Source organism: Paenibacillus lycopersici, from assembly GCF_010119935.1.
Taxonomy (GTDB): Bacteria; Bacillota; Bacilli; order Paenibacillales; family Paenibacillaceae; genus Paenibacillus_Z; species Paenibacillus_Z lycopersici.
The window spans coordinates 3,637,399-3,650,212 of the sequence record NZ_CP048209.1; the positions used below are offsets into that span (position 1 = coordinate 3,637,399).

The 12,814-nt window shown below is 58.2% G+C and carries 4 protein-coding genes; all 4 read left to right on the top strand.

All coding sequences use genetic code 11. The annotated features are described in order from the left end of the window. Positions 1–143: 143 nt before the first annotated feature. The 4 genes from GXP70_RS16130 to GXP70_RS16145 all read left to right on the top strand — a co-directional run bounded on the left by GXP70_RS16130 (position 144) and on the right by GXP70_RS16145 (position 12,776). A complete protein-coding gene (locus tag GXP70_RS16130) occupies positions 144–2,018 on the top strand; it encodes a sensor histidine kinase (RefSeq protein WP_162357769.1) in 1,875 nt (624 codons plus the stop codon). Beyond that, a complete protein-coding gene (locus GXP70_RS16135; RefSeq protein WP_162357770.1) occupies positions 1,990–2,391 on the top strand; it encodes a response regulator in 402 nt (133 codons plus the stop codon). Before GXP70_RS16130 ends, GXP70_RS16135 begins: the two co-directional genes overlap by 29 nt. Beyond that, complete coding sequence (locus tag GXP70_RS16140) at positions 2,381–3,772, top strand: extracellular solute-binding protein (protein ID WP_162357771.1); 1,392 nt, start codon at positions 2,381–2,383, stop codon at positions 3,770–3,772. The genes GXP70_RS16135 and GXP70_RS16140 overlap by 11 nt, the downstream gene beginning before the upstream one ends. A gap of 982 nt (positions 3,773–4,754) precedes the next feature. After that, the gene (locus GXP70_RS16145; RefSeq protein WP_162357772.1) at positions 4,755–12,776 is read left to right on the top strand and encodes a SpvB/TcaC N-terminal domain-containing protein; all 8,022 of its coding nucleotides are present in this window, start codon (positions 4,755–4,757) and stop codon (positions 12,774–12,776) included. Positions 12,777–12,814: the final 38 nt, after the last annotated feature.

Consider the following 12,814-nt stretch of genomic DNA (forward strand, 5'->3'; position numbering starts at 1 on the left):
CATCGGTGGACAGGTGAATAACAAACCTGTCTGTCGCAGGGAGCATTTTTCATGCCCGATAAGAAGCTTTGGCGGTCTATCCCTCCGGACTTCTCGATCCTGCTATGATGATAAAAGAAACAGACGCGTAGGAGGTTGGCAGCTTGAAGCAGGCATGGGCATGGTTGGCGTATCCGATTCGGGCCGTGGAGCGGTCGTTCTTCCTGAAGATGCTGATTGGCATGTTGGCGATCATTATTGTAACCGTATGCAGCCTGGGCATTAATTTCTATGTCGTGACGTCGAAGGGCATCAACCGGGACGCCGTCGCGAACATGCAGCAGCTGACGGATCAAGCGGTTCTGACGATCGAATCCCAGATGGAGACGATACGGAACGAATCATGGAACTTCTTCGGCGATTCGGAGCTGCAGACGCTGGTGAAGAGCGGGTTCGGCTCGCCGGATGCGACCAGCTACTTTATGAGCAAGATGGGCATCTTGGAGCGGAACAACCCCTTGATCGGAGCAATATTGATCATGGGCAAGGACGCCGAGGGACGGATTCAGACGGGCGTGAGCAATTATTACGGGAATGACGGGCAAAGACAGACGTTCGAAGAGGAAATCGCACGTTTGCAGCAAGTCGCAATAAGCCGCAACGGCACCGGAGCCTGGGAGTTCTCGCGCCTCATGAATCGCACCGAACACCGCGTCATGCCGACTTTCGCGTTCGTGCAAGCCTTGAAGGACGTACAGAAAGATCTGCAGCCCATCATCGGGACCATCGTGATTCTGCTGGACGGCGAAATGCTGCAGCAATGGATGGATTCCCTGCAAGCGCAGAACTCTTTCGCGTACGCGGTCATGGACAGGAAGGACGGCTGTCCCGTGCTTCGGACGGCTTCAGGCAGCGGAAGCTGCGCATCCGCGATCGAAACGGCCCAGATGAGCCGTTCCGAGCAGCAATCGTACAAGTACACGGATGAATCCGGGAGGCGATCGCTCGTCGTTTATCGCGCGATCAGCCAGACGGAATGGGTGCTCGTCGGCAAAGCGCCGTTGTCCGAGTTATTGGGGCAAGTCAACGCCGTTGCCAAGCGGACCCTGCTAATTGGCACGGTTTGCCTGATCGTCGCGATGCTGCTCGCGGCTGTCTTGTCGTCCAAGGTACTGCGTCCAATCAAGCATTTGCGCCTTGGGATGAGACAGATCGAGAAGGGAAACTACAAGATCGCGGTGCCGGTCGAAACGAAGGACGAGATCGGGTTCTTCTGCCATAATTTCAACCGGATGGCTTCGGAAATCCACAGTCTGATCCGGCAAGTCTACGAATCCGAGCTGAAGAAGAAGGATGCCGAGATCAAGGCGCTTCAGCTCCAAATGAATCCGCATTTCCTGTATAACACGCTCGGCACGATCGAGAGCCTCGCATCCATTCCGGGCAGCGAGGAGATGATCGGCGACATCTGCCGTTCGATCTCGAGTATGCTTCGTTACAATATAAGCGGCGGACGGTATGCTTCGATCGGCGAGGAGATGAAGCAAATCCGGCAATACCTGTCGATTCAGAAAATACGTTTCGGCAGCCGGCTCGAATACGAATTGCGCGTGGACGAACAGCTCTCTTCCGTATCGATTCCGAAGCTGCTGTTCCAGCCGATCGTCGAGAACAGCATCATTCACGGCATCGAGGGCATGCGCAGAGGCGGGAAAGTATGCATCGAGGCCATCGCGCTGAACGAGCGTGAATTGCAAATCCGCGTGACCGACAACGGAATCGGATTCGAGCCAATGAAGCTGCAGTCCATTCGGAGCGGCTTGAACGGGAAGCCGCTGTCCGCAAGCGCGGGCCAAACGGATGCTTCCATCGGGATCAAGAACATCCATTCGCGAATTCGATTATTGTACGGGGATGCATACGGATTAACGATCGAGAGCGGCCCGCAAGCCGGAACCGTAGTTGCGTTGACATTAATGACAGCCATTCCGGATGGGGAGGAAGCAAGAGATGGATTACAAAGTGCTTCTATTGGATGATGAACGGATCTTGCTTCAAGGCCTCGCGAACAAAATCGCCCTGATGGATCTTCCGCTCCGGATTATCGGAGAAGCGGGAGACGGCGAAGAAGGTCTTGCCTATATGGAGCTGGAGATGCCGGATATCGTCATTACCGACATCCGCATGCCCGAGATGGACGGTCTTGCCTTTATTGCGCGGGTTCGCAGCTTGAGGAAGCCGATCCAGTGCGTGATCATCAGCGGCTACGACGATCTTGAATATGCGCGGCAGGCGAGCCATCTCGGCGTTCGGCATTATTTGCATAAGCCGGTCGATCATGCGGAGCTGCAGTCTGTCCTGACGGATATCGTGCTGCAATTGCGGAGGGGGGATTCTAGTCATGCCCGATAGGAAAAGGGAGATCTGGAGCGCGCTTTCCTTGACCGTATCGGCTGCGACAATCGCTTTCCTGCCGGCTTGCGGCAGCGGAAGCCATCCGTCCGTGGAGCTGCTCTCCAGCATGACCGTGGAATCGGATGGCGCCGCCGCCGTGAATACCGTCGAGATCACGGCTTGGGACGAGCCGCCTGACGACGATGCCAATAAGCCGGAATGGGAGAAAGAAATGGATGATTTCTCGGCCAAGTTTCCGAACATTAAAGTCAAGCACGAGAAAGTAGATCCGACGAAGTACAGGGAGCAATACTTGACCGCCATGGCGGGCGGCGTCGGTCCCGACGTATGGTCCGGCAACGCGTTTCCCGACATCCAGAAATACATATTGAACGGCTTCGTCGCGGACTTAACGAATCGCTGGAACGAGTACGCCGATAAGGAGCAGTTCTCGAACGCCGCAATCGATGCAGGAACCAGAAACGGTAGATTGTACGGGTTTCCCAGAGACATTTACGTCATGACGATGGTGTACAACAAGAAGCTGTTCAAGGCCGCCGGTATTAGTGCAGCGCCTAGAACTTGGGATGAATTCGTAAGGATTGCGCAACGGCTGACGGATCCGGCCACGGGGCAATACGGTTTCAATATCCTCGGAACGGAGTGGGCGGACTGGTACTTCGAATATTTCGTATGGCAGGCGGGAGGAGATTTGACCCGGCGGAACGACGACGGCACGGCGACGTTGACGTTTGACTCGGATGCGGCCGTCAAGGCGCTGCAATTCTATAAAGATTTGAAATGGACGCACAAGATCGTTCAGAAGAACGCGCTGCAGGATTGGGACCGCAACCTGCAGGACTTTGCAGCCGGCAAAGCGGGCATGGAAATCGGATCGGTAGACATGTTTACGGGCAAAGGCATGAACATCGGCGATATTGGTCTGATGCCGTTCCCGGCAGGCCCTTCCGGCAAGGCATACGGACAAGTAGGCGGCGCCCTCTGGACCATAAACGCGCATTCGTCGAAGGAGAAACAGGATGCCGCCTGGACGTATATCACCTATGTATCTTCCAAGGAACAGAAAGAGAAGGAGCTGCAATGGGTGAAGGACCGAGGCGGCTTCCCCAACTTGTTTCAAGTCCGCAAGGATATCGCCGTGAGCGCCATGTTCCCCGACATTCGGCAGGATCTGGTCGATGCGGTCCTCCAAACGGCTGCCAATCCCCACCAGGAATATTTTCTGAAAGACCGTCTAAGCAAATACGTTGTGGCGGCCATCCAACAGATTCTGATGAACGAGAAGGCGGATCCGAGGACCGAGCTGCAAAAGCAGCAGCTGCTCGCGAAGCGAGAAGTGATCGACTCGTTTAACGAGGACATCAGGAGCGGTAAGTGAGGTTAGGAAGCGGCGGCGGCAACAGCAGTCGGCACTGAGTGTGAACGTAAGCAGATCGGCCGCTCATGTTCGCAATCCGGAACAATGTAACGGGAATGAACGCGTTTCTGGGCTCCGTGACGGTTTCGGCAGTCAGCGAGTTTGCCTTAAATCCAAAAAAGATAAGGTCCACTAAGACAAGGAGTGTCATTTAATAATGGTTTTTAAGAAATATGGACAGGCGACAAGAGGAATGTACATTCGCTGTCATAAATGTGGATTAATTTTCCATTTAGGGGACGGGACTATAATGAGAACAACTGCAGGAAGAGACTTGAAAACCGAGTATCCACGTTTCAGATATGAAGCAGGCTGTTGATCAGGTAGTCGCATTTTATGTTGCTCAGCAATCAGAAGAAATCAACAATATAACTGGTGAAGTCTTACAATCTCAGATGAGGTCGGATGACAAGAACTTGATCCCATTTCCGAAAATGACAAGAACTCCGCGAAAATCTGGAAATCAACATGAATGAAGAAAACAAGCCAGAAGTCACTGACTAAACTTAGACTCGCGTACCGCTAGAAGGGAAGATGTCATAATATCTCGCAAAAACAAATTAAAAATAGGCATTTAAGCATATTGGTAAAAATATACATACAGTTGAATAATAGAGAGGAGATAAGCGCTATTCCGGTTCTCGTATAGATGTCCCCGAGCCACTTAGATCTCTAACAATATCCCCCCGTTCAACCGGATACGGATTGTATCACACGTTGCGAATAGTCACGCCTCAATGTTTTTCTAATCGTGCATGCTGGTTGACACAATAATGGCTAAGAAACAGTAAACTCACGTTTCCGAATGCATGATTGAGAATACGCGTATCGGAGGTTGAACGCATTGTCTAAGCCGGAAAGTACACCAACTCCCAGCAAGGAGGACCCCATATGGAACGCTCCAACTATCTCGTTACCAAAGGGAGGGGGAGCGATCCGCGGAATGGGCGAGAAATTCGCCGCGAATCCCGTGACGGGGACGGGCTCTATAAGTGTCCCGATCGCTATGAGCCCTGGGCGATCCGGATTCGGTCCGCAGCTTTCTTTGTCGTATGACTCAGGCGCAGGCAATGGGCCTTTCGGTCTGGGATGGCATCTGTCTTTGCCCGCGATCACGCGTAAAACGGATAAAGGTCTGCCGCGCTATCAGGATGCTCAAGATTCGGATGTCTTCATCCTCTCGGGCGCCGAAGATCTGGTACCCATGCTCGCGCAGGATGCGTCGGGAAACTGGGTTCCCGAGGTACTGCCGCCACGGACTGTAAGCGGCACGGAATATGACATTCGCCGGTATCGTCCTCGCGTTGAAGGCTTGTTTGCCCGCATCGAGCGATGGACGAACGCCGCCGATCCCGGAGATATCTTTTGGCGTTCCATCACGAAAGACAATATCACTACCTGGTACGGGAAAAGCGAAGATTCGAGGATCGCCTACCTTGAGCAACCTGAACATCCTGAGCATTCCGAGCGTCCTGGGCGGATCTTCAGCTGGCTGATCTGCCAGAGCCACGACGACAAGGGCAATGTAGTCAATTACCAATACAAAGCCGAGAATGCGAGTAAGGTTGACTTCTCGAAAGCTCACGAAGCGAACCGCGGGGATGGCGAAGACAGACGGCGTAGCGTCAATAAGTACCTCAAGCGTATGTTGTACGGTAATCATAAGCCTTATCTGCCTGAACTAACGGAAAACGAACCATGGCCGGAACCGCCCGGGGATTGGTATTTCGAAGCCGTGCTCGATTATGGCGAACATGATGAGGCTAAGCCTGCTCCTGAGGAGACAGGCGAATGGAATCTTCGCAACGACCCGTTTTCTTCGTACCGTTCCGCATTTGAAATTCGTACCTATCGATTGTGCCGGCGCGTGTTAATGTTCCATCATATCCCGGATGACGACCCGCACCAACCGGACGCACGGAAAGGATATGACGGCCTCGTTCGTTCAACCGACTTCACCTACGCGTATGAGAAAGACGCTGCAAATGCACGTACCCCCGTGTATTCCAAGTTAATCGAAGTGATCCAACGAAGCTATAACCTTACAGACGACGGCAATTATCTCGCCGCACAGCTGCCTCCGCTAGCATTTGTTTACAGCGATGCTGAAATTCAAACCGAATTAAGAGAGCTGCAAGGCGAGAATCTGGACAATGTGCCGGTCGGCATTGACGGCGCCAGCTATCGGTGGATCGATCTTGACGGCGAAGGGCTGTCGGGCTTGTTGGCCGAGCAAGCGAGCACATGGATCTACAAACGAAACCTGAGTCCCATCACTTTGGCGGATGGACCGATCGAGGCGAAGTTCGGTCCGGCCGAACTTGTACCGTTCAAGCCTGCTGCAGCATTGGCCGATCGATTCCAATTTCTCGATCTGGCAGGCGACGGTCTCCCGGATGTCGTACAATATGCCGGTCCGACCCCGGGATTCTATGAACGAACCATGGACGGTCAATGGGATCCGTTCGTACCGTTCGCCTCGCTGCCCAATGTGAATTGGAACGACCCCCATCTTAAGTTCATCGACATCGACGGCGACGGTCACGCCGATATCCTGATCAGCGAACATGACGCATTCGTGTGGTATCCTTCGTTGGGCGAAGACGGCTTTGATGCCGCGCAGCGGGTTAGCCATGCGTGGGACGAGGAGAAGGGGCCGCATATCGTTTTTGCCGATGGGGACCAGTCGATCTATCTCTCGGATATGTCGGGCGATGGACTCAGCGATATCGTCCGTATTCGCAACAGCGAAGTATGCTATTGGCCGAATCTCGGGTATGGCCGCTTTGGCGCGAAAGTCACGATGGATTATGATTCCGAGGATCCCGATTTCACGTTCGACCACGCCGATCAATTCGATCCCCGCCGCATTCGGCTGGCCGACATAGACGGTACGGGCACGACGGATTTGATCTATCTTCATCGCGATGGCGTGCGCCTGTATGTTAACCAATCCGGCAATAGCTGGAGCGTTCCGACCCTGATCCCAAGCTTCCCTGTGCCCGATAACGTCGCCTCGGTGCAAGCCTTGGATCTTCTCGGCAACGGCACGGCCTGTTTGGTTTGGTCATCTCCGCTGCCCGGGGAAGCTCGCCGTCCGATTCGTTATGTCGACCTGATGGGCGGGCGGAAGCCGCACCTGCTAGAGACGACGATCAATAACCTGGGCGCAGAGACGACGGTTACGTATGCGCCTTCGACCAAGTTTTATCTGCAGGATCAACTAGACGGCAAACCCTGGATCACGCGGCTGCCATTCCCGGTGCACGTCGTCGAGCGTGTCGAAACCTTCGACCGCATCAGCCGCAGCCGCTTCGTCACCCGCTACGCCTACCACCATGGCTACTTCGACGGTGAGGAGCGCGAGTTCCGCGGATTCGGCATGGTCGAGCAGTGGGACACGGAACAGTTCGCAGCCCTTGCAGACGGGGAGACGCCGGCAGCCAACATCGACGGTGTCTCGCATGTGCCGCCGGTGCTGACCAGAACCTGGTTCCACGGCGGGATCTACTGCAGGGCTGACCGTGTCTCCAACTACTTTGCCGGATTGCTGAATCCCTCGGACCGCGGTGAGTATTACCGGGAGCCAGCCTGGCTTGACAACGACGACGAGGCACAAAAGCGTCTGCTTCCGGACACGATTCTTCCATTGGGGCTGAGCGCTGAAGAAGAGCGCGAAGCGGTGCGGTCCCTCAAGGGCATGATGCTGCGACAGGAGGTCTATGCGCTCGACGGCCTCGATGCGGATGCCGACTACCCCCATGGCCACCCCTACACCGTCGCCGAGCAGAACTTCACCATCCGCCAGGTGCAGCCGCGCGGCTCGAACCGCCATGCCGTCTTCTTCACCCATGCGCGCGAGGCGATCAACTACCACTACGAGCGCAACCCGGCCGATCCGCGCGTGCAGCACGCGCTGACGCTGGAGGTGGACGCTTATGGCAATGTGCTCCGGTCACTTGCCGCAGGTTACGGGCGGCGCCAATCGCCGCTGATCGACGAGCGGGACCGCGCAAGGCAGACCAGCACCTTGCTCAGCTACGCCGAAAACGCTGTCACCCATCCGATCGGCGCGACGGGCGACCCTGAACTCGCGAAGCACGCCGATGTCTATCGCGCTCCCTTACCGGCTGAAGCGCTCACCTATGAGCTCTGCGGCTTCACGCCGCCCGACGATACCGGCCGCTTCACTTTCGATGAGTGGGTGAATGACGGCTTCCAACGGCTGACCGCCTTGAAGGAGATTCAGTACGAAGACACGACACCGATCGGTAAGCAGCGCAAACGCCTGATTGAGCGCCTGCGCACGCTCTACCGGCCCGATGACTGCGGGGCCGGCAAGGGCGATGCCGATGCGCTGCTTGCACTTAAGGCGCTTGAGCCGCTCGCCCTGCCCGGCGAAAGCTACAAGCTCGCCTTCACTCCCGGGCTGCTGGATCAGGTGTATAAGCGCCCGCGCCCCGCGCAGCCCGACGAATCCCTGCTGCCGCCGGCGGCCCAGGCAACGATCCTCGGCGGCAAGGCCGGCAATCAGGGCGGTTACGTCGACCTGGATGGCGACGGCCACTGGTGGGTCCCTTCGGGCCGATCGTTCCATCACCCGGACGATGCGGCAGCCCCTGTTGAACTGGCCGAAGCGCGAGGTCATTTCTTCCTGCCGCGCCGCTACCGCGATCCTTTCGGACTGAGCGCCGTGCTCGCCTTCGACCCCCACGACCTGCTGATGACCGAAACCCGCGACGCGCTGGGCAACCGCGTCACGGTGGACGCCAACGACTACCGCGTGCTCCAGCCGCGCCTGGTCAGCGACCCGAACCGCAACCAGACCGAAGTGGCCTTCGATACACTCGGCCTGGTGGTCGGCACCGCCGTGATGGGCAAGCCCGCGGACAACCCGCGCCAGGGCGACCGGCTCGATGCCTTGTTTTCGCCTGAGCCGCCGCAGGCGCTGTTCGATGCCTTCGTCGACATGCCGCGCGAAGCATCGCCCGACCCGAAGGCCAGCGCAGCAACCGAAGCCGCGCACGATCTGCTCGCCAACGCGACGACACGCATCGTCTATGACTTAACGCGCTACATGCGCTTGGGCGAGCCGCCATTCGCGGCCACCATCGCGCGCGAAACCCATGTCAGCGATCTGGGCCAGGGGGCCAAGAGCAAGCTGCAGATCAGCTTCAGCTACTCCGACGGCTTCGGCCGCGAAATCCAGAAGAAGATCCAGGCCGAACCCGGTCCGCTCGACGTCAACGACCCCGCTTCGCCCATCGTCAACCCGCGCTGGGTTGGCAGCGGATGGACCATCTTCAATAATAAGGGCAAGCCCGTCCGCCAGTACGAGCCCTTCTTCAGCAAGCGGCAACGGCCGGATGGCAGCTTCTACAGCGATCACCGCTTCGAGTTCGGCGTGCAGATCGGTATCAGCCCGGTACTGTTCTACGACCCGGCCGAGCGGGTTGTCGCCACGCTGCATCCCAACCACACCTGGGAGAAGGTGGTCTTCGATCCGTGGCAGCAAACGACCCATGACGTCAACGACACGGTGCTCTTGCCGGTGCATGCCGACAACCCGCTGCGCGATGCTGACATCGCCGGCTATTTCGGCCGATTGCCGGATGCCGATTACCTGCCCACCTGGCACGAGCTGAGAACCCTGCCTGCACACGCCGAAGCCTTTGCGGACCGCTACCCGGCCGCCGAGGATCGCAAGAACGAAACCAAGGCCGCCGAACGCGCCGCCGGCCACGCCGGCACACCCGCCACCGCCCATTTCGACGCTCTGGGTCGGCCTTTCCTGACCGTGGCACGCAACCGGGTAATCTGCGAAGGCCACTTGCTCCACAACAAACCCGACGAGGAATTCCGCACCCGCGTCGAGCTGGACATCGAAGGCAACCAGCGCAAGGTATTCGACGAGCGCAGGCTGCCCGACGCGGACAACCTGCCCCAAGGGGCGCCGGAGCAGCGCGTTGTCATGCAGTACGCCTATGACATGCTTGGCAATCGCGTCTACCAGCTCAGCATGGAAGCCGGCGCGCGCTGGATGCTCAACGACGTGGCCGGCAAGTCCATCCGCGCCTGGGACAGCCGCGGCCACGACTTTACGACAAGCTATGACGCGCTGCGCCGCCCGATCGAGCAGTACGTGCGCGGCACCTTCAGCGATCCCGATCCGCTGAAGCCGAACTCCGACCCGCACACGCTGAATCCCCCGAACGAGGCTGGTCTGCTGGTGGACAGCATCGAATACGGCGAACCGCCGCCTGGGGCTACGCCGGACCAGGAAGCAGAAGCGCAGCGCCTCAACCTGCGCACCCGCATCTATCGGCATTTCGATTCCGCCGGCGTCACCGCCAACGCAAGATTCGACGCCGATGGCAAGCCGACCGAGGCCTATGACTTCAAGGGCAATCTGCTGTGCAGCACGCGGCAGCTGGTCAGCGATTACAAAGCCATTCCCGATTGGTCGCGGAATCCAAGACCGAATCTCGACGCCGAGACCTTCGAAGGCAGCACCTGCTACGACGCGCTCAATCGTCCCATCCAGTCCGTCGCGCCGCGCAGCAGCCTGGGGCGCGGCAAGGTCAACGTCATCCAGCCGGTGTTCAACGAGGCCAACCTGCCGGAGCGCGTACATGCGTGGCTGGAACGCGCGGCAGAACCGGCCAAGCTGCTCGATCCGGCCGTGGAGACGCCGTCGCCGGTCGGCGTCGCCAACATCGACTACGACGCCAAAGGTCAGCGCTTGTGCATTGATTACATGAACGGTGCCAGCACCTTCTACAGCTACGACCCGCACACCTTCCGCCTCACCCAATTGCTGACTAGGCGCAAGCCTGCGGACTTCCCCGGCGACGACCAGCAGGCCGGTGACCCCGCCTGGCCCGGCAAGCAGGTGCAGAACCTGCATTACACCTACGACCCCGCCGGCAACATCACCCACATCCACGACGACGCGCAACAGGCCGTCTACTTCAAGAACCAGCGCGTCGAGCCGAGCAACGACTACGTCTACGATGCGCTCTACCGGCTGATCCAGGCCACCGGCCGCGAGCACCTCGGCCAGGGAGGCACGCCGATCTCGCACGCCTACAACGATGCCGGGCGCGTCGGCATCCTCAGTGCCAATCCAGCCGGCCGCTTCGCGCCCAACGACCGGAATGCGATGGGCCGCTACACCGAACGCTACGTTTATGACGCGGTCGGCAACTTCCTGCAGATGCAGCACGCTCGGGGTAATGCCGCCGTTGCGGACTGGACGCGCGCCTATACTTACGGCGAAGCCAGCCTGATCGAGCCCGACAAGCAGAGCAACCGGCTGAGCCGCACCGCCGTCGGCAACGCCGCGCTGGAGCCCTACAGCCACGACGCCCACGGAAACATGCTGGGTATGCCGCAGCTGCAGACGATGCAGTGGGACTACCGGGATCAGCTGCAGATGACGCAGCGGCAGAAGGTCAATGACGAAGACGCGGGCGGCCGAGAGCGCCACGGCGAGCGCACTTGGTACGTCTACGACGCCTCGGGCCAGCGCGTGCGCAAGGTAACGGAGCTGGCCAACAACGGCGGCGTCAATGACGAGCGCATCTACCTCGGCGGATTCGAAGTGTTTCGCAGCTATGAAGGTGCGGCCCATGCGCGAACCTTGAAACTCGAGCGCGAGACGCTGCACGTGATGGACGACAAGCAGCGCATCGCGTTGGTGGAAATGCGCACGCTGGGCGATGAGCAGGACGTACCGCAGCGACTGATCCGCTGCCAGTTCGGCAATCACCTCGGATCAAGCAGCCTGGAGCTGGACGAGCAAGCGCAGATCATTTCCTACGAGGAGTATGCGCCCTACGGCAGCTCGACCTATCAGGCCGTGCGCAGCCAGACGGAGACGGCGAAGCGGTATCGGTACACGGGGAAGGAGCGGGACGAGGAGAGCGGGCTGTATTACCACGCGGCGAGGTATTACGCGGCGTGGTTGGGGCGGTGGGTGAGCTGTGACCCAGTGGACATGCGAGGCGGCATCGACCTCTATTGCTACGGAGCATCCAACCCCGTCCGAATGACTGACATTTCCGGACTCGCGCCTCTGCCGGTGCAGAACTTGCCATCCCCAAATACATTTGATCCTGTTAGCCCGCCTGGTGGTCGCGGATTCCCGGGGAACGCCAATCATTTGAGACCTCCCACGCCACCGGTTGAACCCGCGCCGCCACCAGTCGAACCTGTTCCTGGTGCGCCGGTAAGTCCTCTCCTCGTTGGAGGAATCGGCTGGGGGCTCATCATTGGCATATTCGTATCTGCGTACTTGCCGGTACATCTGGAAGACAACCAGCCACCGCCTTCTGCCGACCCGAATATTCCACAAAGCGTCGATCCAAATCGAAAGATTTATTCCCGGAACGACGAAATAGAAGTCATCGTTCCTCCCGTCGAAAACCCTGATCCAAATGTCGAGACAGTCAGAGGCACGTTTACTGAGAACGGCACCTATGTGCCTGGCGTTTCTAGAGAAGAAAATTATTCTCGCAAACCACCGCTAGCGAGTGGAGGGGCTTCCGGCGGCCCGCCCGACGAACCTGTCATCGGTCCGCCTGCTCCGCCAAAGCAAGCAAGAGATCCGAAGACCGGGAAATTCGTCCGAGATCCCAATAGGCCACCAAAATCCAGCAATACGACCGCCTCTGGCGTGGTGCGCCACAACCCGACGGATTGGCGTGAGTGGCGCGACATTTGGGATCAGAGCGATATGTCCGACATATTGAGCGAGAATAATCGCGCGCTCATTGCAGCTGGTTATGTTCCCTATGTTGATGAGGCATGGCAGCGCTATTTCCCCGATGCTGTCTCTGGTGAGGCTATCAGCATCCACCACATCATGGGAACACCGATCAATGTGCCGCTGACCGAGACACAACATTTCGACGCCCACCAGGGCGATTGGCGTAACCCGGGAGGCCCTGGCCAGGCGCGATAACCCGCCTAGGCTGAGGTGACGAAGGAATCCATAACCTG